At 74.1% G+C, this 21,795-nt stretch carries 15 protein-coding genes and 2 pseudogenes; 8 read left to right on the top strand and 9 right to left on the bottom strand.

Annotation, left to right across the window (positions count from 1 at the left end):
- The first annotated feature begins 2 nt into the window (after window positions 1-2).
- Together IE245_RS24540 and IE245_RS24535 are read left to right on the top strand one after the other, a co-directional pair.
- On the top strand, window positions 3-926 hold the full coding sequence (locus IE245_RS24540) for an SIS domain-containing protein (protein WP_189951187.1): 924 nt from the start codon (window positions 3-5) through the stop codon (window positions 924-926).
- A gap of 44 nt (window positions 927-970) precedes the next feature.
- Entirely contained in the window at window positions 971-1,807 is an 837-nt protein-coding gene (locus IE245_RS24535; protein WP_189951185.1) for a class II fructose-bisphosphate aldolase, read from the top strand.
- Between the two features lie 96 nt (window positions 1,808-1,903).
- Here IE245_RS24535 and katG read toward each other — a convergent pair whose 3' ends face one another.
- On the bottom strand, window positions 1,904-4,129 hold the full coding sequence (gene katG, locus IE245_RS24530; RefSeq protein WP_189951183.1) for a catalase/peroxidase HPI: 2,226 nt from the start codon (window positions 4,127-4,129) through the stop codon (window positions 1,904-1,906).
- Window positions 4,130-4,275: 146 nt separating this feature from the next.
- Here katG and IE245_RS24525 point away from each other — a divergent pair, with 146 nt between their 5' ends.
- From IE245_RS24525 to IE245_RS24505, 5 genes are all read left to right on the top strand, one after another.
- A complete protein-coding gene (locus IE245_RS24525; protein ID WP_189951181.1) occupies window positions 4,276-4,689 on the top strand; it encodes a Fur family transcriptional regulator in 414 nt (137 codons plus the stop codon).
- A gap of 673 nt (window positions 4,690-5,362) precedes the next feature.
- Window positions 5,363-6,463, top strand: coding sequence for a C45 family autoproteolytic acyltransferase/hydrolase (locus tag IE245_RS24520; RefSeq protein ID WP_189951179.1), 1,101 nt, complete (start codon window positions 5,363-5,365; stop codon window positions 6,461-6,463).
- 70 nt (window positions 6,464-6,533) lie between these two features.
- The gene (locus IE245_RS24515; protein ID WP_189951178.1) at window positions 6,534-7,490 is read left to right on the top strand and encodes a GlxA family transcriptional regulator; all 957 of its coding nucleotides are present in this window, start codon (window positions 6,534-6,536) and stop codon (window positions 7,488-7,490) included.
- A gap of 127 nt (window positions 7,491-7,617) precedes the next feature.
- Window positions 7,618-8,613, top strand: a complete 996-nt coding sequence (gap, locus tag IE245_RS24510; protein ID WP_189951176.1) for a type I glyceraldehyde-3-phosphate dehydrogenase — start codon at window positions 7,618-7,620, stop codon at window positions 8,611-8,613.
- Between the two features lie 84 nt (window positions 8,614-8,697).
- Window positions 8,698-9,354, top strand: coding sequence for a DUF7691 family protein (locus IE245_RS24505; protein ID WP_189951174.1), 657 nt, complete (start codon window positions 8,698-8,700; stop codon window positions 9,352-9,354).
- On the opposite strand, the pseudogene IE245_RS37955 reads toward IE245_RS24505, so the two are convergent.
- The 7 genes and pseudogenes from IE245_RS37955 to IE245_RS24465 form a co-directional block, all read right to left on the bottom strand.
- A pseudogene (locus IE245_RS37955) lies at window positions 9,344-10,048 on the bottom strand (acyl-CoA dehydrogenase family protein); the annotation flags it as partial. The gene IE245_RS24505 and the pseudogene IE245_RS37955 sit on opposite strands and share 11 nt — an antisense overlap.
- A 133-nt stretch (window positions 10,049-10,181) precedes the next feature.
- Window positions 10,182-11,351, bottom strand: coding sequence for an acyl-CoA dehydrogenase family protein (locus IE245_RS24490; protein ID WP_189951172.1), 1,170 nt, complete (start codon window positions 11,349-11,351; stop codon window positions 10,182-10,184).
- A pseudogene (locus IE245_RS24485) lies at window positions 11,351-12,058 on the bottom strand (enoyl-CoA hydratase); the annotation flags it as partial. The pseudogene IE245_RS24485 and the gene IE245_RS24490, both read right to left, overlap by 1 nt.
- A gap of 133 nt (window positions 12,059-12,191) precedes the next feature.
- Entirely contained in the window at window positions 12,192-13,640 is a 1,449-nt protein-coding gene (gene argG / locus IE245_RS24480) for an argininosuccinate synthase (protein WP_189951170.1), read from the bottom strand.
- Window positions 13,641-13,802: 162 nt separating this feature from the next.
- Entirely contained in the window at window positions 13,803-16,892 is a 3,090-nt protein-coding gene (locus IE245_RS24475) for a glycoside hydrolase family 3 protein (RefSeq protein ID WP_189951168.1), read from the bottom strand.
- A 32-nt stretch (window positions 16,893-16,924) separates the two neighbouring features.
- The gene (locus IE245_RS24470; RefSeq protein ID WP_189951166.1) at window positions 16,925-18,841 is read right to left on the bottom strand and encodes a ricin-type beta-trefoil lectin domain protein; all 1,917 of its coding nucleotides are present in this window, start codon (window positions 18,839-18,841) and stop codon (window positions 16,925-16,927) included.
- A 269-nt stretch (window positions 18,842-19,110) separates the two neighbouring features.
- On the bottom strand, window positions 19,111-20,100 hold the full coding sequence (locus IE245_RS24465; RefSeq protein WP_373305392.1) for an endonuclease/exonuclease/phosphatase family protein: 990 nt from the start codon (window positions 20,098-20,100) through the stop codon (window positions 19,111-19,113).
- A gap of 186 nt (window positions 20,101-20,286) precedes the next feature.
- Here IE245_RS24465 and IE245_RS24460 point away from each other — a divergent pair, with 186 nt between their 5' ends.
- Window positions 20,287-21,054, top strand: coding sequence for an NPP1 family protein (locus IE245_RS24460; protein ID WP_189951162.1), 768 nt, complete (start codon window positions 20,287-20,289; stop codon window positions 21,052-21,054).
- 21 nt (window positions 21,055-21,075) lie between these two features.
- Here IE245_RS24460 and IE245_RS24455 read toward each other — a convergent pair.
- Window positions 21,076-21,795, bottom strand: a 720-nt coding sequence (locus IE245_RS24455; protein ID WP_189951159.1) for an ROK family protein, incomplete at its 5' end; no start/stop codon positions are given.

The raw sequence follows: 21,795 nt of genomic DNA, 5'->3' as shown, positions 1-21,795 counted from the left end.
GCATGACCCCCTCCCGGACCACCGTCGAGATCGCCACCCAGCCCGAGGCGTGGCGCGAAGCGCTCCGCACGCTGCCGCGGCACGCGGACGCCCTGCCCCGGCGCGGTGAGCGCGTGGCGGTGATCGGCTGCGGCACCTCCTGGTTCATGGCGCAGGCCTACGCCGATCTGCGCGAGGCCGGCGGCCACGGCGAGACCGACGCGTTCGCCGCCTCCCGCTTCCCCTTCGACCGCCGTTACGACCGGGTCGTCGCCCTCACCCGCTCCGGCACCACCAGCGAGGTCCTCGCCGTCCTCGCCCGGCTCTCCGGCACCGTCGCCACCGGGGCGGTCACCGCCGACCCGGCCACCCCCGTGAGGGAACTGGCCGACGCCGTCGCCGTCCTCGACTTCGCCGACGAGGAGTCGGTCGTCCAGACCCGCTTCGCCACCACCGCGCTCACCCTCCTCCGCGCCCACCTGGAGGCCGAGGGCGCCCTGCCCGAGGGCGTCGCCACGGTCGACCGGGCCGCCGAGGACGCCGAACTCGCCCTGGTCAGGCCCCTGGAGGAGGCCGTCCGCGAGGCCGAGCAGTTCACCTTCCTCGGCACCGGCTGGACCTACGGCCTCGCCCAGGAGGCCGCGCTCAAGATGCGGGAGGCGGCCGGCGCGTGGACGGAGGCGTACCCGGCGATGGAGTACCGCCACGGGCCCATCAGCATCACCGGGCCAGGGCGCGTCGCCTGGAGCTTCGGGCCGCTGCCCGGGGGCCTCGCCGAGGAGATCCGCGCGGTCGGCGGCACCCTCGTCGCCGGCGGCCTCGACCCGCTCGCCGAACTGGTCCTCGCGCAGCGCCTCGCCGTCGCGGTCGCCGAGGCCCGCGGCCTCGACCCCGACCGGCCGCGCAACCTCACCCGCTCCGTCGTCCTCGCCGACACCGGCGCCTGAACCGGCCCGCCCCGTACCCACCCCTTCGCACCCGGAGCAGGACCATGCCACTGACCCCGACCCACGAGATCGTCCGGCGGGCGCACGCCGACGGCGCCGGCGTGGGCGCCTTCAACGTCCTCCAGCTGGAGCACGCCGAGGCCATCGTCACCGGCGCCGAGCGGGCCGACCGGCCCGTCGTCCTCCAGATCAGCGAGAACACCGTCCGCTACCACGGCGGTCTCGAACCCGTCGCGCTCGCCTCGCTCGCGCTGGCCCGCGCCGCCAAGACGCCCGTCGCCGTCCACCTCGACCACGCGGAGAACCCCGACCTCGTGCGCGAGGCCGTGGAGCTCGGCCTCGGCTCCGTCATGTTCGACGCGGCGCGGCTCCCGTACGAGGAGAACGTGGCCACCACCCGGGAGGTCGTCGACCACTGCCACCGGCACGGCGTCTGGGTGGAGGGGGAGCTCGGCGAGGTCGGCGGCAAGGGCGGCGCCCACGACCCCGGGGTCCGCACCGACCCGGACGAGGCCCGCGCCTTCGTCGCCGCCACCGGCGTCGACGCGCTCGCCGTCGCCGTCGGCAGCGTCCACCAGATGGTCACCCGGGACGCCGTCCTCGACCTGGACCTGATCGCCCGGCTCCGGGCCGCCGTCGACGTCCCCCTCGTCCTGCACGGCTCGTCGGGCGTGCCCGACCCGCTGCTCGCGCGGGCCGTGACCGCCGGCATGACCAAGGTGAACGTCTCCACGCACCTCAACAAGGCGTTCACCGGCGCCGTCCGCGACCACCTCGCCGCCCACCCCGCCGACGTGGATCCGCGCCGCTACCTCACCCCCGCCCGCGTCGCCGTCGCCGAGGCGGTCACCCGCCTCCTGGGCGTGCTCGGCCCCCGCTGACCCCGGACAGGGGCGCGCCCCCGTGACCGGGGCGGGTCACGGGGGCGCGGGGGCTGCGGGGCGGCCGGCTCACGGTGGCCGCCCCGGCGGGGTGGGTCAGCGGACGTCGAAGCGGTCCAGGTCCATGACCTTGGTCCAGGCGGCGACGAAGTCCGTCACGAACTTGTCCTGGGCGTCGTCGCTCGCGTAGACCTCGGCGAGGGCGCGGAGCTCCGAGTTCGAGCCGAAGACCAGGTCGGCGCGGGTGCCGGTCCACTTGACCTCGCCGGTCGCGTCGTCGCGGCCCTCGAAGGTGTTCGCGTCGCCGGAGATCGCCGACCAGGTGGTGCCCAGGTCCAGCAGGTTGACGAAGAAGTCGTTCGTCAGCGTGCCGGGGTTGGCGGTGAGCAGACCGAGCGAGGTGCCCGGCTGGGTGATGCCCAGGGCGCGCAGGCCGCCGACGAGGACGGTGAGCTCGGGGGCGCTGACCGTGAGCAGGTTGGCGCGGTCGACCAGCAGGTACTCGGCGGGAAGGCGGACGCCCTTGCCGAGGTAGTTGCGGAAGCCGTCCGCCTGCGGCTCCAGGGCGGCGAAGGACTCGATGTCCGTCTGCTCCTGGGAGGCGTCCACACGGCCCGGGGTGAACGGCACCTCGACGGTGCGGCCCGCGGCGGCGGCGGCCTTCTCGACGGCCGCGGAGCCCGCGAGGACCACCAGGTCGGCGAGGGAGACCTGCTTGCCGTCGGTCCGGCCGGCGTTGAAGGACTCCTGGACGCCCTCCAGGACGCGGAGCACCTGGGCGAGGTCCTCCGGGTTGTTGACCTGCCAGCCGCGCTGCGGCTCCAGGCGGATGCGGCCGCCGTTGGCACCGCCGCGCTTGTCGCTGCCGCGGAAGGAGGAGGCGGCGGCCCAGGCGGCGCCGACCAGCTGGGCGACCGTCAGGTCCGAGGCGAGGATCTGCTCCTTGAGGGAGGCGATGTCCGCCGCGTCGACCAGCTCGTGGGTGCGGGCCGGCAGCGGGTCCTGCCAGGCCAGCTCCTCCGACGGGACCTCGGAGCCGAGGTAGCGGACGACCGGGCCCATGTCACGGTGGGTCAGCTTGTACCAGGCGCGGGCGAACGCGTCGGCGAACTGCTCCGGGTGCTCGTAGAAGCGGCGGGAGATCTGCTCGTAGACCGGGTCGAAGCGGAGCGACAGGTCCGTGGTGAGCATGGTCGGGAGGTGCTTCTTCTCCGGGTCGTGCGCGTCCGGGATGATCGCATTGGCGTTCTTGGCGACCCACTGGTGGGCGCCCGCGGGGCTCTTGGACAGCTCGTAGTCGTACTCGAAGAGGTGCTTGAAGAAGTCGTGGCCCCACTGCGCGGGCGTGGTGGTCCAGGTGACCTCCAGGCCGGAGGTGATGGCGTCGGCACCCTTGCCGGAGCGGTAGCTGTTCGCCCAGCCGAGGCCCTGCGCCTCGATCGGGGCCGCCTCCGGGTCCGCGCCCACGTTGTCGGCGGGGCCGGCGCCGTGCGCCTTGCCGAAGGTGTGGCCACCGGCGATGAGGGCGACGGTCTCCTCGTCGTTCATCGCCATCCGGCGGAAGGTCTCGCGGATGTCGCGGGCCGCGGCGACCGGGTCCGGGTTGCCGTTGGGGCCCTCGGGGTTGACGTAGATGAGGCCCATCTGGACCGCGCCGAGGGGCTCCTCCAGCTCGCGGTCGCCGGAGTAGCGCTCGTCGCCGAGCCAGGTGGTCTCGGGGCCCCAGTAGACGTCCTCGTCGGCCTCCCAGACGTCCTCGCGGCCGCCGGCGAAGCCGAAGGTCTCGAAGCCCATCGACTCCAGGGCGACGTTGCCGGTGAGGATCATGAGGTCGGCCCAGGAGATGGACTGGCCGTACTTCTTCTTCACGGGCCACAGGAGACGGCGGGCCTTGTCCAGGTTGCCGTTGTCCGGCCAGCTGTTGAGCGGGGCGAAGCGCTGCTGGCCGGCGCCGGCGCCGCCGCGGCCGTCGCTGATGCGGTAGGTGCCCGCGCTGTGCCAGGCCATGCGGATCATGAAGGGGCCGTAGTGGCCGAAGTCGGCCGGCCACCAGTCCTGCGAGGTGGTGAGGACCTCGGCGATGTCCCGCTTCACGGCGGCGAGGTCGAGCGCCTTGAAGGCCTCGGCGTAGTCGAAGTCCTCGCCGAGCGGGTTGCCCACGGCCGGGTTCTTGGCCAGGATCCGCAGGTTCAGCCGGTTCGGCCACCACTGGCGGTTGCCGCCGCCCTGGGTGGGGTGCGACGCGCGCTGCCCGTGGGGGACGGGGCAGCCGCCGCCCGCGGCCTTCGCGTCTCCGCCGTGTGCTTCGAGGTTCTCAGACATGAGCTCTTCCTGTCCCTTGGCCATCCAACAAAACTGATCCTACAATGGACGAAGTCCAAGTCAAGAACAACGTCAAAGTGGAGGTGCGGGCCGGGGGCGGGGCCCCCGCGCTCCTGCCTTCGCCGAACAGGAAACAGGTAGCCCCTATGAGTGACCTGCTGGAGCGGCTGCGCGCCCGAGGCTGGCGGATGACGTCGCAGCGGCGCGTCGTCGCGGAGGTCCTCGACGGCGAGCACGTGCACCTCACCGCCGACGAGGTGCACGCACGCGCCGTGGAGCGACTTCCCGAGATCGCCCGGGCGACCGTCTACAACACCCTGGGCGAACTGGTCTCCCTCGGCGAGGTGGTGGAGCTCTCCACCGACGGCCGCGCGAAACGGTACGACCCCAACGCCCGCCACGCCCACCAGCACCTGGTGTGCGTGGAGTGCGGCACCATCCGGGACGTCCACCCCGACGGCGATCCGCTCGCCGTCCTCCCCGACTCCGAGCGCTACGGCTTCACCGTCTCCAAGGTCGACGTCACCTACCGGGGTCTCTGCCCGAACTGCTCGGCCTGAGCCCGGCCCCCGGCCCCCGCGCGCGCCGGGGGCCGCCCGGAGGTGCCGGGGCGGTCGCTCGTCCTCCGTGACGCGGAAGCGCGTCCGGCTCCGCCGGCCGCCCTCGTCGTGGCGGCGCGGCGAGGCCGGCCCGGTGCGCGGCGGCGGGAGGGCGGGAGCGGCGGCCGGGCCGGGGCCGGCCCGGAACTCCGTCAGGTCGGGGCGGCCGGAGCGGCTCCGCTCCCGGGTGCGGAAGGCCGCCGTCGGCGTCTCGCCGGGTTCCCGGTCACCCTCCGCAGGCCCTTCGCCGGCACGCCCGCGTGCCGGCTGTTCGCCTCCTCCGGGCGTGCGGCGATCCCGGGCGGCGTGTGGCAGTGGCGCCGCGCTCCCGCGCCCGCGAGCGCGCGGAGGGCGACGTGGCGCTCGACGCCCGCGCCTCGGAACTCCCGGCGCCGAGCCCCGGCGCCGGCGCCGGCGTGGCCCCCTCCTCTTCCGTGTCGCCGCCCATCGCCCGCCGTCCGTCGCTCATCGCCCGCCGTCCACCGGGCCGCCGGGAACGCGGCCCCCTGGTGGGGCGTCCGGGGGCGGGGGAGGGGTGGGCTTGACGGGGGTGGGGGTGGGTTGTTGGATGACCGCAGACTGTATTGGTCTTCTGGCCAATAAATGTTCCGCCGTCCGCCCAGGAAGCCCGCCCATGTCCCTCACCGCCTTCCCCCGCCCAGGCCGCCGCCTCCACGTCGCCGTCGACGCCGCCGACCCGCGCGAGCGGGGCCGCCTGCGCGGCGCCCGGATCGCCGAGGGGCTGCGCACCGCCCTCGACGTCTACGACCGGCTCTTCGCCCTCGCGGGGATTCCCGGCCCGACCGTCCGGGACGACGCCCACCGGGCCCTGGACGCGATCGACGCCTTCCGGCCCGCCCTGCGCGAGCAGATCGAAGGGATCGCGGAGGGGGCCGGAGCCGAACCCTGGCGGGTCGCCGCGCTCAACGCCCGTACCGAGATCCTCGCCCGGAGCCGCGCCGTCCCGCCCGGCGAGTGCTCCACCGTCGTCCGCCGCGTCCCCGCCCCCGACGGCGGCACCACCCACCTCGGCGTCCAGACCTGGGACTGGCACGTCGAGCTGGGCTCCTCCTGGCACACCGTCGACTCCGCCGGCGGCGCCCACCGCCACGTCGGCCTCACCGAACACGGCATCCTCGCCAAGATCGGCGTCAACAGCGCCGGCCTCGCCCTCCACTTCAACATCCTCGGCCACCGGGACGACCGCGTCGGCGGCCTCCCCGTGCACGTGCTCGCCGCCCTCGTCCTGGAGGAGGCCGACGACGCCGCCCACGCCGTCGAGCTGATCCGCTCCGCGCCGCTCGCCTCCTCCGGCTCCTTCCTCCTCTTCGACCAGGAGCGGGCCGTCCTGCTCGACCTCAGCCCCGACGGCGTCTCCGAGGTGCCGCCCACGGCCGACGGCACCCGGCTGCGCACCAACCACTTCCTCACCCCGGGGCCCGCCCGCCGCGAGAAGACCTGGCTCTACCAGCCCGACTCCGGCGAGCGGTACGCCTTCCTCCGCGACCGCCTCGACCGCGCGCCCGCCACCACCCACGACGACCTCCTGCGCCTCCTGGTCACCGGCCCCGGCGAGCCGCCCGTCAGCTGCGTGCCCGACCCGGACGCCCCGCTCGGCCGCCGCTGGGCCAGCCTCGCGACCGTCCTCCTCGACCCGGGCGCCCGCACCGCCCGGATCCTCGACGGGACCCCGGCCGAGCACGCCGACCGCCCCTGGTACACCCTGCGCGCCTGACCCTTCGAGCCCCCACGCGCGCGTGCCCCGGGCCGACAGCCCGACCACCGCCGCCACGTAGGCTCGTGGCGTGCCACCCACCCGTCTGTACCGCGTCGCCGTCCTCGTCCTCGAAGGGGCCAAACCCCTCGACGTCGGGATCCCCGCCCAGGTGTTCACGACCCGCGCGAGCATGCCCTACGAGGTGCGCGTCTGCGGCGCGACCCCCGGCCTCGTCGCGGGCGGCGACGGACTGTCGTACAACGTCGACCACGGACTCGACGCCCTCGGCTGGGCCGACATCGTCTTCGTGCCCGGCTACCGCTTCCCCGACCGCGAGGACCCGCCGCAGGCCGTCGTCGAGGCACTGATCGCCGCCCACGCGCGCGGGGCGCGGCTCGCCGCCATCTCCACCGGCGCCTTCGCGCTCGCCGCCACCGGCCTCCTCGACGGCCGCCGCGCCACCACCCACTGGCACTACGCGCGTGCCCTCGCCGAGAAGTGGCCCCTCGTCCAGGTCGACGAGAACGTCCTCTTCGTCGACGAGGGCAGCGTCCTCACCTCGGCGGGCGCCGCGTCCGGCATCGACCTCTGCCTCCACATCCTCCGCGGCGACCTCGGCGTCGGCGCCGCCAACCACGCCGCCCGCCGCCTCGTCGCCGCCCCCTACCGCAGCGGCGGCCAGGCCCAGTACGTGCCCCGCAGCGTCCCCGAACCCCACGGCGAACGCTTCGCCGCCACCCGCGAATGGGTCCTCCACCACCTCGACGAACCCCTCACCCTCGACGTCCTCTCCCGGCACGCCGCCGTCTCGCCCCGCACCTTCTCCCGCCGCTTCGTCGAGGAGACCGGCTACACCCCCATGCAGTGGCTGCTGCGCGCCCGCGTCGACCGCGCCCGCGAACTCCTCGAACGGTCCGAACTCGGCGTCGAGCAGATCGCCGCGGAGACCGGCCTCGGCACCGGCGCCAACCTGCGGATGCACTTCCAGCGGATCCTCGGCACCACCCCGAGCGACTACCGGCGCACCTTCACCCAGGGCGACTGAGCCCCCCACCTGGCCCGATCCCCAGGATCTTGGCACGATCCTTGCGGACCATGGCGATCTCGCCCCTGCCGCGCGGCGGCCCGGCAGGCGAGGCTGGGTGGCGAAGAAACGGAAGGGACACCGCATCATGACTCGCATCGCCATCAACGGTTTCGGTCGCATCGGCCGCAACGTGCTCCGCGCCCTCCTGGAGCGCGACACCACGCTCGAGGTCGTCGCCGTCAACGACCTCACCGAGCCGAAGGCGCTCGCCCGTCTCCTCGCCTTCGACTCCACCTCCGGCCGCCTCGGCCGCCCGGTCTCCGTCGACGGCGACACCCTCGTGGTGGACGGCCACCGCATCAAGGTCCTCGCCGAGCGCGAGCCGGCCAACCTCCCCTGGGCCGAGCTGGGCGTCGACATCGTCCTGGAGGCCACCGGCCGCTTCACCAGCGCCAAGGACGCCCGCCTCCACCTCGACGCCGGTGCCAGGAAGGTCCTCGTCAGCGCCCCCTCCGACGGCGCCGACGTCACCCTCGCCTACGGCGTGAACAGCGACACGTACGACGCCGAGCTGCACACGATCGTCTCCAACGCCTCCTGCACCACCAACGCGCTCGCCCCGCTGGCCGCCGTCCTCGACGAGCTGGCCGGCATCGAGCACGGCTTCATGACGACCGTGCACGCCTACACCCAGGAGCAGAACCTCCAGGACGGCCCGCACCGCGACGCCCGCCGCGCCCGCAACGCCGCCGTCAACATCGTGCCCACCAGCACCGGTGCCGCCAAGGCCATCGGCCTGGTCCTCCCGCAGCTGGACGGCAAGCTCTCCGGCGACTCGATCCGCGTGCCCGTGCCGGTCGGCTCCATCGTCGAGCTGAACACCACCGTCGCCCGCGAGGTCACCCGCGAGGAGATCCTCGACGCCTACCGCAAGGCCGCCGAGGGCAAGCTCGCCGGCGTCCTGGAGTACTCGGAGGACGAGCTGGTCTCCTCCGACATCACCGGCAACCCGCACTCCTCCATCTTCGACGCCGCCCTCACCCGCGTCGACGGCCGCCACGTCAAGGTCGTCGCCTGGTACGACAACGAGTGGGGCTTCTCCAACCGCGTCATCGACACCCTGCAGCTGCTCGCCGGCTGACCCCGCGTCACCGCGCCGCACGACGACGTCCCCTCGGCTCCGGCCGAGGGGGCGTCGTCAGTGCCGGATGGCAGCATGTCGATCATGAGCCGAATCATTTCGTACACCACCGGCGACCGCGCCGAGGCCGTCGCCTACCTCGGAGCGGCGGAGCGCCTCACCGACGAACAGCGGCGCGTGCTCGCCCTGATGCGCGAGCGGGCCGAGGCCGGCCAGCGCGACCTGGACCGCCAGGACCTCGACTGGGGCCTGACCGTCCCCGAGGCGCTGGAGCACCTCATCGAGGGCCGCGCCGACGCGAAGGGGACGTACGCCGGCAAGGCCTACGCCCGGGCGCTCCAGCACGTCATCGACCACTGCGGCTCCGACCCCTCCGACCTCGGCGTCTACTCCAGGCCCAGCACCTTCTTCGGCCTCCTCGACGAGCAGTTGAGGCAGCACGGCGTCCCGGCCGACCTGCTGCCGCACGGCTACCTCTTCTCCGGCCCGCCGGACGAGATCCCCTTCCCCATCCCCTACGCCATCGACGGGCCGGACATCGGGATGCTGCCGCTGGAGAAGGCCAAGCCGGCCGTCGACGCGTACCGCGCGGTCCGCGACAAGATCGACCCCGACTTCGTGTACGACCTCGATCTCCTCACCGAGAAGCTGGAGTTCGAGCACGAGGAGTGGGAGTCGACCAAGGCGCGGGGCTACGACTGGTACACCCACGACACCATCTTCTTCTCCATCAACGGCTGACGGGCACCGGCCCGGGCAGGCCGAGCACGGCGGCGAGCCGGGCGCGGTGCCAGTGCGGCGGGCCGAAGAGCCGCGACGAGCCGTGCGCCCGCTTGAAGTAGCGGTGGGCGTCGTGCTCCCAGGTGATGCCGATCCCGCCGTGCAGTTGGATCATCTCGCCCGCCACCTCGGAGAAGGCCTCCGAGCAGACCGACTTGGCGGTGGCGGCGAGCCGGGTCAGCTCCGGCCCCCGTGCGCCGTCCGCCGCGGCGAAGGCGGCGCCGAGCGCGGCGGAGCGGGCCGACTCGACGCGGACGCAGGCGTCCGCGAGCCGGTGCTTCACCGCCTGGAAGGAGCCGATCGGCCGCCCGAACTGCACCCGCTCCCCGGCGTACGCCACCGTGAGCTCCAGGCACCGCGCCGCCGCGCCGACCTGCTCGGCGGCGAGCGCCGGGACGTTCAGCGAGACGGTCGCCTTGCCGGCGGCGATCCGGGGGAGCCAGGCGGCAGCCTCCTGGTTGTCACCCCCGTCACCCCCGTCGTCCCGGGCGAGCCGGCCGAGGAGGGCCGCCGCGGCGACCGTCTCGACCAGCGGGCCGGGGACGGCGTGCCGGCCCGCCTCGATGAAGGCGACGGCCAGTTCCACCGGCAACGGCCCCAGGCCCTCGTGCGCCTCCGGCACCGCGAGCGCGAACACGCCCGCCCCGGTGAGCCGGGACCAGAGCGCGAGCCCGGGGGCGTGGTCGCCGGCGGCCCAGGCGCGGGCCGCGCGGGGGTGTCGGCCGCCGTCGGCATCGTGTCGAGGGTGCGGGCGAACTCCCGCTGCTCGTCGTCGAGCAGGAACCGCATCACCGGCGTCCCTCCGGCAGGCCGAGCAGCCGCTCGGCGATGATGTCGCGCTGGATCTCGTTGGTCCCGGCGTAGATCGGCCCGGCCGGCGAGAAGATGTGGCCCTCGGCCCACCCGCCGTGCGCGGGGGCCTCCGGGGCCTCGTCGGAGAGTTCGCCGTACGGCCCGAGGAGGTCGAGGGCGGTCTCGTGGAGGGCGATGTCCAGTTCGGACCAGAAGACCTTGTTGAGGCTGGACCCGGCGCCGATCGAGCCGCCGGCGGCGAGCCGGGAGGCGTGGGCGTGGGTGAAGAGCCGGTAGGCGGAAGCGCCGATGAAGGCGTCGGCGACCCGGTCGCGGACGGCCGTGTCGGAGGGGTCGGCGGCCTCCCTCCAGAGCGCGGCGAGCCGCTGGGCGGCGGCGGTGAACCGGCCGGGGCCGCGCAGGGTGAGGCCGCGCTCGTTGCCGGCGGTGCTCATGGCGACCCGCCAGCCGTCGCCGGGGGCGCCGATCACGTCCTCGTCGGGGACGAAGACCTCGTCGAGGAAGAGCTCGGCGAAGGCCGGCTTGCCGTCGAGCCGCCCCACGGGGCGTACGGTCACGCCCTCGGCGCCGAGCGGGAACATCAGGTACGTGAGCCCCCGGTGCGGCCGGTCCGCGTCCGGGTCGCCGCGGAAGAGGCCGAAGGCGCGGTCGGCGAAGGCGGCCCTCGACGACCAGGTCTTCTGGCCGCTGATCAGCCGACCGCCGTCGGCGCGCACGGCGGTGGAGCGCAGGCTCGCCAGGTCGGAGCCGGACTCGGGCTCGGACCAGGCCTGCGCCCAGATGACCTCGCCGGACGCCATCGGGGGCAGGATCCGGGCGCGCTGCTCGTCGGTGCCGTGCTCGAAGAGGGTGGGGGCGAGGAGGTTGATACCGTTCTGGCCGACCCGGCCGGGCGCGCCGGCGGCGTAGTACTCCTCCTCGAAGACCAGCCAGCGCAGCACGGAGGAGCCCCGGCCGCCGTACTCCTCGGGCCAGGAGACCACCGACCAGCGGTCGGCGGCCAGTTCGGCCTCCCAGGCGCGGTGGGCGGCGAAGCCCTCCGCCGTCTCCAGGGAGGGCAGCGGGGTGGCGGGCACGTGGGCGGCGAGCCAGGCGCGGGCCTCGGCGCGGGAGGCCTCGTCGGCCGGTGAGAAGTCGAGGTCCATCAGGCTCCCGCCTCCCCGGGGCGGGAGGGCCGTCCCCCGGAACGTCGCAGCATCGCGTGGATGTCCACGCCGCCGAGCGCGTCGCGGGCGGTCTCGGCGTTGTGCGCGTGCGCCAGGTGGTGCAGTCCGAAGACGGCGTCCATGCCGGTGTGCAGGCCCTGGAGGTCCTCGGCCTGGTTGACGGCGCGCTTGGTGAGCGCGAGGCCCATCCGGGGCATCTCGGCGATCCGGTGCGCCACATCGAATGTGCTGTCCGTGAGTTCGGCGCGGGGGACGACGCGGTTGACCATGCCGACCTCGTAGGCGCGGCGGGCGCTCATCCGGTCGCCGGTGTAGAGGAACTCCTTGGCGATCCGGGGCGGCATCACCCAGGGGTGCGCGAAGTACTCGACGCCGGGGATGCCCATGCGGACCACCGGGTCGGCGAAGAAGGCGTCCTCGGAGGCCACGATCAGGTCGCAGATCCAGGCGAGCATCAGACCACCGGCGACGCAGGCGCCCTGCACGGACGCGACGACCGGCTTGGGCAGTTCGCGCCGGCGGCGGCACATCCCCAGGTAGACCTCGGACTCGCGGGCGAAGCGGCTCTCGGCGCCCTCCTTGTCGGAGTGGTCCCACCAGAGGCCGGCCTTCCTTTCGAACGGCAGGTGGGCGTCGCGCTCGGGGGTGCCGATGTCGTGGCCGGCGGAGAAGTGCTCGCCGGCGCCGGGCGGGGGCGGCCCGGCGCAGGAGCCGTTTCCCGCTGACCGGGAAGAGCGTTTCCGCGAGGGAAGCGCGAAGGAGGGGCGGCCTGGGGCCGCCCCTCCTCGGGTGTCGCTCGGTGTGCCGGTGACGGGGTGACTAGTCGGTGCCGGTCTCCATGGCGGCGCGGTCGAGCGCCGTCTCCTCGCTGTCGGGGGTCTCGCCGCGCGAGGCGATCGCCTCGGCGCCGCCCTCGGGCATCGAGCCGATGAGGCCCGTGGCGGCGGCCTGCGCGGCGCCGATGGCGGGGCTGCCGGTGCCGATGAGGCCGATGCCGGCGTACTGCTCCAGCTTGGCGCGGGAGTCGGCGATGTCGAGGTTCCGCATGGTCAGCTGGCCGATCCGGTCCAGCGGGCCGAAGGCGGAGTCCTCGGTGCGCTCCATGGACAGCTTGTCCGGGTGGTAGCTGAAGGCGGGGCCGGTGGTGTCGAGGATCGAGTAGTCCTCGCCGCGCCGCAGCCGCAGGGTGACCTCGCCGGTGACGGCGGCGCCGACCCAGCGCTGGAGCGACTCGCGGATCATCAGCGCCTGCGGGTCCAGCCAGCGGCCCTCGTACATGAGGCGGCCGAGCCGACGGCCCTCGTTGTGGTACTGGGCGAGGGTGTCCTCGTTGTGGATGGCGTTGACGAGGCGCTCGTAGGCGGCGTGCAGCAGCGCCATGCCGGGAGCCTCGTAGATGCCGCGGCTCTTGGCCTCGATGATGCGGTTCTCGATCTGGTCGGACATGCCCAGGCCGTGCCGACCGCCGATGGCGTTGGCCTCCATCACCAGGTCGACGGCGGAGGCGAACTCCTTGCCGTTGATCGTGACCGGGCGGCCCTGTTCGAAGCCGATGGTGACGTCCTCGGGGGCGATCTCGACCGCCGGGTCCCAGAACCGCACGCCCATGATCGGGTCGACGGTCTCGATGCCGGTGTCCAGGTGCTCCAGGGTCTTCGCCTCGTGGGTGGCGCCCCAGATGTTGGCGTCGGTGGAGTACGCCTTCTCGGTGGAGTCCCGGTAGGGGAGGTCGTGGGCGACGAGCCACTCCGACATCTCCTTGCGGCCGCCGAGCTCGGTGACGAAGTCGGCGTCCAGCCACGGCTTGTAGATCCGCAGGTGCGGGTTGGCCAGCAGGCCGTAGCGGTAGAACCGCTCGATGTCGTTGCCCTTGAAGGTCGAGCCGTCGCCCCAGATCTGGACGTCGTCCTCCAGCATCGCCCGCACCAGGAGGGTGCCGGTGACGGCACGGCCCAGCGGGGTGGTGTTGAAGTAGGCCCGGCCTCCGGAGCGGATGTGGAAGGCGCCGCAGGTGAGGGCGGCGAGCCCTTCCTCGACCAGTGCGGCGCGGCAGTCGACCAGGCGGGCCACCTCGGCGCCGTAGGTCTGGGCGCGCCCGGGCACCGAGGCGATGTCGGGCTCGTCGTACTGGCCGATGTCGGCGGTGTACGTGCAGGGGACCGCGCCCTTGTCACGCATCCACGCGACCGCGACGGAGGTGTCGAGACCACCGGAGAAGGCGATGCCGACGCGCTCGCCGACGGGAAGGGAGGTGAGAACCTTGGACATGGCAATAGTATGCATGAATGCGCATGGCTATGCAATGTGGGCTCGGGTGCGGGGCTCGGGCGGCGGCCCGGAGGGGCCCGGGGCGGGCCCGTCGGCCGGGAGGGCCGCGACGGGCCCGGCGGACCGGCCTCCCGAGAGGCGCGGATCCACCGGGCCCCGCGCTCAGCCGGCCGCGCGGTAGGCCGCGGTCAGCTTCGCCACCGCGCCCGCCGGGTCACCGGAGAGCAGCAGGTGGTCGGCCTCGGCGAAGGGCTTCGCCACCGCCGCCGTGACCCGCTGCCCGATGCGGTCCTGCACCAGCAGCCGGGCCCGGACCACCAGACGCCGCGCCTCGGGTGAATCGCCCCGGCCGGCCGCCTGGAGCACCCGGGCCGTGAGCCCGAGCGCCTTCAGCGTCGTCTCGCCGCCCCGGGGCGCCGCCGCCAGGGTGGTGAGCCCCCAGCCGTACGGGAACTGCGGGTCGTACGAGGAATCGCCGACGTTGACCGGCAGCTGCGCCTCCGACCGGGGCCACGTCACGGGCAGCTGCCCGGTGAAGGGCTTCCGGCCGAAGAGCACGTCCGCGACGCCGTCGCCCTCGGTGCCCGGCAGCCAGGAGGCCACCAGGGCGTCGATCTCCGGCAGCCGGTCGCCGATGAGCTGCGGCCGCCCGGAGACGACGAGCACCGCGCACGGCATCGCCGCGCACACCCGGTCGACCGCCGCCTTGTCGGCGGCGCTCAGTTCCAGGTCGTGGCCGTTGCCGACGTCCCCGACGCCCTCCGCGTACGGCGTCTCGCCGACCACCACGACCCCGGCGTCGTGGCCCTCCACCGGCGCGGCGGCGTCCTCGGAGTACGTGAGCCCGGGCGCGGCCTTCCGCATCCCTTCGAGGACCGTCGTGCCGGTGGTGTGCTTCCCGGAGGCGCCCTGCCAGCTGATCGTCCAGCCGCCGGTCTGGTTGCCCAGGTCGTCGGCGTTGGAACCGGCCACGTACACCTTCTGCCCCGGCTTCAGCGGCAGCACCCCGCCGTCGTTCTTCAGCAGCACCTGGGAGGCGGCCGCCGCCTCGCGGGCCACCGCCCGGTGCTCGGCCGAACCGACCGACGGGAGGTGGGTGGTGTCCGCGTACGGCTTCTCGAACAGCCCCAGCCGGAACTTCTGCTTCAGGATCCTGGCCACCGCGTCGTCGATCCGGGAGACCGGGATCCGGCCCGCCTCGACCTCGGCGACCAGGGTCCGGGTGAACTCCTGGTAGTTCGTCGGCACCATGATCATGTCCAGGCCGGCGTTGACCGAGGTCCGCACGTCGCCGGGGTAGTCGCCGGGGATCTGGTCGATGGCCTGCCAGTCGCTGATGACGAAGCCGTCGAAGCCCATCCGGTCCTTCAGCACCCCGTTGATCAGCTCGGCGTGGGCGTGCATCTTCACCGGGCCGAGGCCGTCCCCGATGACGTCGACCGAGGAGTACGAGGGCATGACCGTGCCCGCGCCCCGCTTCACGGCCTCCGCGAACGGCGCCAGGTGCACCGCCTCCAGCTCCTCGCGGGTGACCCGGGTGACGCCCTGGTCGATCGTGTACGAGCCCGTCGTCGACGACCCGAACTCCGTGCCGCCGTCGCCGACGAAGTGCTTGGCGCTGGTCAGCACCTTGTCGTTGCGGTCCAGGTCGCGGCCGTCGGCCGCGCCCTGCATCCCGTTGATCACCGTCTCCATCGCGGTCACCAGGGCCGGGTCCTCGCCGAAGGCCTCGTACGACCGCCCCCACCGCTCGTCCCGCGTCACGCACAGGCACGGCGCGAAGTCCCACGGCACGCCGGTCGCCCGCACCTCCTTCGCGGTGACCGCTCCGGTCCGCGCGGCGAGCGCGGGGTCCCGGGAGGCGCCGAGGCCGATGTTGTGCGGCATGACCGTCGCCCCGGCGACGTTGTTGTGCCCGTGGACCGCGTCCACGCCGTAGATCAGCGGGATCTGGAGCCGGGTCGCCCGGGTCCGCAGCTGGTAGCCGTCGATCATCCGCGCCCACGCCTCCGGCGTGTTCGGGGTGGGCACCGAGCCGCCGCCGGAGAGCAGCGAACCGAGCGCGTACCCGGCGATGTCGCCCGGGGCCCGCAGCGCGTTCCGCTCGGCCTGGGTCATCTGCCCGGCCTTCTCCGCGAGCGTCATCCGGGACAGCAGGTCGGCGACCCGCCGCTCCACGGGGAGCCGCCGGTCGAGGTACGGGAGGCCGTGGGCGTTCACCACGACGACCGGGTCCTCGGCGGGCGCCTTGGCGCCCTCGACCGCGAGCTTCACCGGGATCGTCTCGGCGGCCTCGCCGGTCCGGTCCCTCAGCGTCTCCACGGTGAGGGAGCGGGTGGTGCCGGACGGCGTCCCGGCCGGCAGGACGAAGCTGCCGGCCACCGGCCGGTAGTCCTTCCCCGCCGCGGCGGGCCCGGAGTCGTCCGTCGCGTAGGTGACGGTGACCGGCCGGTCGGTGGGCGCCCCGCCGGTCGTGTTCACGGTGACGTCGATCCGGGCGGCGGATCCCTCCGCCACCGGGTGCACGGCCGCGCCCGTCACCACCTGGGTGGTCAGGGCCGGGTCGGCCTTCCCGTACAGCTCCACCCCGTCGAGCGCGAAGGAGCCCGGCGCGCCCGTCGGGAGCGTCAGCGCGTACCCCCACATCCGGTCGAGGCCGAGGACCTGGTCGATGCCGCCGACCGGCTGGTGGTCGGCGCGGTAGCGGAAGTCGGAGAAGGGCAGCTCGACGAGGTGCCAGCCCTCCCAGTCGTCGGTGAAGGAGGTCGTCCACAGCTCGGACGCCTCGCCGTTCGCACCGCCGTCCTTCAGTTCGAAGTTGATCCGCTTGCCCGAACCGGGCGGAAGCGGCGCGGTGTTCTGCCCGTACCACCAGAAGCGGATGCCCCGGTGCGCGGTCCAGTCCTGGGCCGGCCGGTCGAAGGCGAAGTCATGGGTGAAGCCGCCCCAGCCGCTGATGTCGTAGCGGCCTTCGAGGACCTTGCTCCCCTCGGGGGCGTCGGCCCGCTCGGCGAGCGTGAGCGCCGGGTGGTCGTCGGCGTCGCTGCCCCAGGTGAAGATCCCCTCGGCGGGCGGGTTCGCGAAGGGGACCTCGCCCTCGAAGCGGTCGACGGCCCGGGGAGCCGGCTCGTCGGCGCCGGGCGCGGCGGCGCTGGGCACGGCCCCGACGAGACCGGCGATCAGGGCGGTGACGGCGGTGGCGGCCAGGGTGCGGTGGCGGCGCGCTCGGCGCCGGTGGTGCGGGTGCGGCATGCGTCCTCCTGAGGACGGGGGAGGGGAGGCGGTCAGGACGCCCGGTGGGTCCACTTCTGGTTGGCGGCGCCGGTGCAGGACCAGATCTGCGCCCGCGTGCCGTCGGCCGAGGTGTTGCCCGTGACGTCCAGACATTTGTCGGCGGCGGTGTTCACCACGTCGTGGGTGACGGCGTCGTAGCGCCATCGCTGGGCGCCGGTCCCGTTGCACGTGTAGAGCTGCACCTTGCTCCCGTCCGCGGTGGCGCCGCCCGTCACGTCGAGGCACTTGCCGAGCGCGCGGATCGTGCCGTCGGCGGCGAGCGTCCACCGCTGGGCGGCCGTACCGTTGCAGGTGTACAGCTGGACGGCGGTGCCGTCCGCGCTCGACGCGCCGGCCACGTCCAGACACTTGCCCGCGAGCCCCGTCAGCGCCCCGGCCGGCGCGCCGGCCCCCGGCGCCCCCGCCCAGGTGAAGGTGGCGGTGGTGCGGGCCGGCAGGGTGTACGTGAAGGACTGGCCGCCCCAGTCGACGCGGACGGACTGCGCGGAGCCGCCGCCGTTGTGCGCGATCAGCGCCTTGGAGCCGTCGGGGTTGCGCCAGGCGACGTTCTGCACGGTCGCGTTGTCGGTCGAGGCGATCCGGTGCGCCCCCGGCTTCACGAACTTGGTGAGGTGACCGGTCGTGTAGTACTCGATCGTGTAGTCGACCTGCCCGGCCCGCGCGCCGCCCTCCTGCACGGTGACCAGACCGGTGCAGGTGCCGCAGCCGCCGTTGTGCGGGCCCATGTCCTGGTTGAGCGCCAGGCTCCACTTGACCAGGCTGCTGCTCCAGTTGCGGGCGTAGGAGACGATGTCCTTCAGGTCCTCGTTGTGCTGGTTGCCGATCCAGGTGCCGCCGGAGTGCTCGGTGCTGAACTGCGGCACCGACGGGTACTGGTCGTGGACCTGGCTGCCGACGGCGGGGTCGCCGAAGTAGCCGTGCCAGGCGATGCCGCCGAAGAGCGGGTCGTTCCGGACGCCCGCGTCACCGAGGACCGCCGCGCCGAAGTTCGCGTAGTCGCCGTAGTTCCAGTCGTGGACGAGGACCTTGGTGGTGATCCCGGCGGCCCGGAAGGCCGGGTAGACGTGGTTCTTGGTGAACTCGACGAGCCCGGACGGGTTCCAGCTCATGCCGGGGTAGTTCATGGCGGTGGGGTTGCCGGCCTGGCAGCAGTTCGGCTCGTTCTGCACCGAGAGGTAGTCGACCTCGATGCCGGCCGCCCGGTAGCTCTGGACGTACTTGACCAGGTACTGGGCGTACGTGGGGTAGTGCTCCCACTTCAGCCAGCCCATCTGGTCCATCCGGCCGTTGTCCTTCATCCAGCCCGGCGCGCTCCACGGCACGCCCTTGACCCGCAGCGCCGGGTTGAGCTGCTTGGCCTGCGAGGTCAGCAGCCGCACGTTCGTGTCGTAGCCGTTGGCGCCGAAGTCGCCCAGGTCGCAGCAGGTGTCGTCCAGGGAGACGTTCCCCGGTCGGGAGAGGTCCGAGGCGCCGATGGGGTTGCGGACGAAGGAGAGCCCGATGCCGTCGGTGGGGGAGAAGAGCTTGCGCATCACCTCGTCGCGGGTGGCGGCGCTGATCGCCCCGCCGCGGAAGAGGTGGGCGGTGGTGTCGGTGATCGAGGCACCGCCGCCCTCGAACCGCTGGTAGGTGGTGGACTCGTCGACGGCGATCGTGTGGCTCGCGCCGCCGCCGGCCGGTCCGAAGGCGAGCGGGGCCTGCGGGGCGAGTCCCCGGGTGACGGTACGGCCTCCGGAGTCGGAGGTGGTGGTGAGCCAGACGTCCACCCGCTCGCCGGCGGCCTGCGCGGTGCCGGGCGCGGTGAGGACCAGGCCCGTCGCCACGAGGGCGCCGGTGAGGAGGGCGGCGAGGGACCGGGGCCGTGCGCGCCCCCGGTGCCGTGCGCCGCGTGAAAGATTGAGCTGCACCTGACAACCCTTTCGTCGAGGCGCGCCGCGCTGCCGCGCGAAACCCGGCCCGCCCGGGCCCGCCCGTGTCCCGCAAGGCGGCAAGCCTTTGATCAAGCTGTGAACTTATGGAGCCATCCCGCCCCCGTCAACCCCTCCCGCGTACAACTCCCGAAGCGGAGCGCCTGTCCTGACGGCCCGTTCGGCGGTCCGGGAGCCGGGCGTCTTCGGGAGATGACGGCGCGGCTCCCGTCGGGTCGGCGGTCGCGCCGTGCGCGGCCGCGGACCGGCTACGCGTCCGCGTCCAGCGCGACGCGCGCCAGCACCGGCAGGTGGTCGCTCCCGGTGGCCGGGAGCACGCGGATCGCGGGGACGCGCCCGCCGCGCGCGAGGACCTGGTCGATGCGGGCCACGGGGAGGGCGGCAGGGTAGCTCAGGGCCAGGCCCCGGTCGGGGGCGGCGAGACGGGAGGTCAGCGGGGCCAGTCCGCGGTCGTCGACGGTGCCGTTCAGATCGCCGGCCAGGATCACCCGGCCGGACGGTTCCTCCGCCAGGATCCGGCCGAGGAGGCGGGCGCTCTCGTCGCGCCGGGCGGAGGCCAGTCCGCCGGGCCCGAGCCGCACGGACGGCAGGTGGACGACGTACGCGGCCACCTCTCCGTGCGGTGTGCGCACCTCGGCCCGCAGTGCCCGCAGCCACGGCTCCGTGACGTCCCGGGGCCTGATGTCCAGTGCCCGGGCGGCGCCGAGCGGGTGGCGCGACCAGAGGCCGACCGTGCCCCGCACGGAGTGGTACGGGTAGCGGGGCGCGAGTTCCCGGCGGTAGACCGCCAGGGCCGGGTCGACCAGCTCCTGGAGGGCGATCAGGTCGGCGCCGGAGTCCGCGAGCGCCCGGGCCGTCCCGGCCGGATCGGCGTTGTCGTCGGCGGCGTTGTGCTGGGCGACGGTGAGCTCGCGCGGACCGGGCGCCCCCGCGGGCAGCAGCAGCGGACCGAAGGCGGCGGCCCAGACCGCGGCCGGGAGGAGCAGGAGGAGCAGCGCCGTGCGGGCCCGCCGCGCCGCCGCGCAGAGGAGGAGCACCGCGGTGAGGGGGCCGGACCAGAAGAGGAAGGTCTCCAGCAGACTGCCCAGCCGTCCCGGGGTGTTCGGCACGAACCGGTGCAGGGCGAGCAGCGCGGCGGTCGCGACGCCGAGCCCGGCGAGCAGCCGGCCGCGCCGGCGTCCGCCCTCCGGCGTCCGCCGCGGCCGTCGCGCCCCTGGTTTCCCTTCCCGCCCCGCCACGGTCGTCCGTCCTTTCCCCGGTCTTCCCCCGCCCTCCCCGATCAGGACGTTTCCGCCGGTCCCGCGGTTGCCGGCCGTTTGACCCCGACTTGGAGTGGGCATGTCAGCGCGCGGTCGTCCGTCGCCTCGGGCGCACGGCGCGACCGCCGCACCGTCACCCCCCTCGACCCCCGCAGGGAGCCGGAGTTGAAGATCTCGCGCCGCGTCACCAAGGGAGCCGCCGTCCTCGGCGGCGCCCTCACGCTCCTCCTCGCGTTCCCGGGCAGCGCGCTCGCCGCCCCGCCGCCCCCGCTGCCCGCGAACGCGTCCGTCCTGGAGCAGACCTACCAGCCCGCGTACGACTACGACACCGACGGCTGCTACCCGACGGCCGCGATCGGTCCGGACGGCACCCTCAACCCCGGCCTCGGCCCCTCCGGCACGGTCAGCAGCCAGTGCCGCGACTCCTCGGACCTCACCCGCACCAACGGCTACTCCCGCGCGCTCTGCGACAACGGCTGGTGCGCGGTCCTCTACGGCCTGTACTTCGAGAAGGACCAGGCGGTCTGGGGGAGCGGCCTCGGCGGGCACCGCCACGACTGGGAGCACGTCGTCGTCTGGATCCAGAACGGGCAGGCGCGGTACGTCTCCACCTCGAACCACGGCTCCTTCACCGTCCACGGCCGGGACGCCATCCGCTGGGACGGCACCCACCCGAAGATCGTCTACCACAAGGACGGCATCGGCACGCACTGCTTCCGCGCCGCCAACGGCAACGACGAACCGCCCGAGAACCACCAGGGCACCTGGCAGTTCCCGGCGCTCGTCGGCTGGGACGGCTACCCGGCCGGCCTCCGCGAGAAGCTCAGCCGGGCGGACTTCGGCAGCGCCCACTTCGGGCTGAAGGACGGCAGCTTCGCCGACCACCTGGCGAAGGCGAAGCCGGCCGGCATCCCCTTCGACCCCTACGCGTAGCCGTTCCGGCGGCGGCCGGACTCAGGTGGAGACCCGGTCCCGCAGCGCGGTCTGCCAGGCGGGCGCCGGGATGCTCGGCGCCCGTTCGGGCCGGCGCCCGCCCTGGGCGAAGAAGTCGACCAGCGGCAGGAGTCCGGCCCCGACCGTCACCGCCTCGGGCCCGAGCGTGCCGAGCGCGATCTCCGTCCGGCCGCCGGGGTGCCGCAGCGCGTACGCCCGGGCGTACGCCGCCACGCGCGCGAGGAACCGGCTGCCGAGCTGCAGCCCGGCCCAGCCGCCGACGAGGATCCGCTCCGGCTGGAAGAGGTTGATGAGATCGGCCAGCCCGGCGCCCAGGTACTCGGCGGTCTCGTCGAGGACGGCGAGCGCGACCGCGTCGGGGACCGGATCGGCGCCGGGGGGCGCGGCCCCGGACGGACCGGCGGCGGCCGGGTACGCCGCCGCGAGCATCGCCGTCAGCGCCGTCTCCTCGTCCGCGCCCGCCGGTGGCCGCCCGCCGGCCTCGCGCCAGCGTGCGAGGAGGGCCTCGGCGCCGGCGTACGCCTCCAGGCAGCCCTGGGCGCCGCAGCGGCAGCGCCGGCCGCGGACGCGCACCGTGAGATGGCCCCATTCCAGGGCGCGTCCGGGGCCCAGCGGGTCCATGACGACGCAGGCGCCGACGCCCGAGCCGAAGAGGACGACGACGGCGCTGCTCGCGCCGCGGCCGGCGCCGAACCACATCTCGGCCTGGCCGAGGGTCTT

Source organism: Streptomyces roseolus (genome assembly GCF_014649855.1).
Classification (GTDB): domain Bacteria; phylum Actinomycetota; class Actinomycetes; order Streptomycetales; family Streptomycetaceae; genus Streptomyces; species Streptomyces roseolus.
Note: the sequence above shows the minus strand (reverse complement) of the source record. Positions and strands in the feature narration are given on the sequence as shown.

Bases quoted from the DNA above. Each gene is read 5' to 3' on its own strand.
- IE245_RS24540 (WP_189951187.1), top strand. From the start codon at position 3: ATGACCCCCTCCCGGACCACCGTCGAGATCGCCACCCAGCCCGAGGCG.
- IE245_RS24535 (WP_189951185.1), top strand. From the start codon at position 971: ATGCCACTGACCCCGACCCACGAGATCGTCCGGCGGGCGCACGCCGAC.
- katG (WP_189951183.1), bottom strand. From the start codon at position 4,129: ATGTCTGAGAACCTCGAAGCACACGGCGGAGACGCGAAGGCCGCGGGC.
- IE245_RS24525 (WP_189951181.1), top strand. From the start codon at position 4,276: ATGAGTGACCTGCTGGAGCGGCTGCGCGCCCGAGGCTGGCGGATGACG.
- IE245_RS24520 (WP_189951179.1), top strand. From the start codon at position 5,363: ATGTCCCTCACCGCCTTCCCCCGCCCAGGCCGCCGCCTCCACGTCGCC.
- gap (WP_189951176.1), top strand. From the start codon at position 7,618: ATGACTCGCATCGCCATCAACGGTTTCGGTCGCATCGGCCGCAACGTG.
- IE245_RS24505 (WP_189951174.1), top strand. From the start codon at position 8,698: ATGAGCCGAATCATTTCGTACACCACCGGCGACCGCGCCGAGGCCGTC.
- IE245_RS24490 (WP_189951172.1), bottom strand. From the start codon at position 11,351: ATGGACCTCGACTTCTCACCGGCCGACGAGGCCTCCCGCGCCGAGGCC.
- argG (WP_189951170.1), bottom strand. From the start codon at position 13,640: ATGTCCAAGGTTCTCACCTCCCTTCCCGTCGGCGAGCGCGTCGGCATC.
- IE245_RS24475 (WP_189951168.1), bottom strand. From the start codon at position 16,892: ATGCCGCACCCGCACCACCGGCGCCGAGCGCGCCGCCACCGCACCCTG.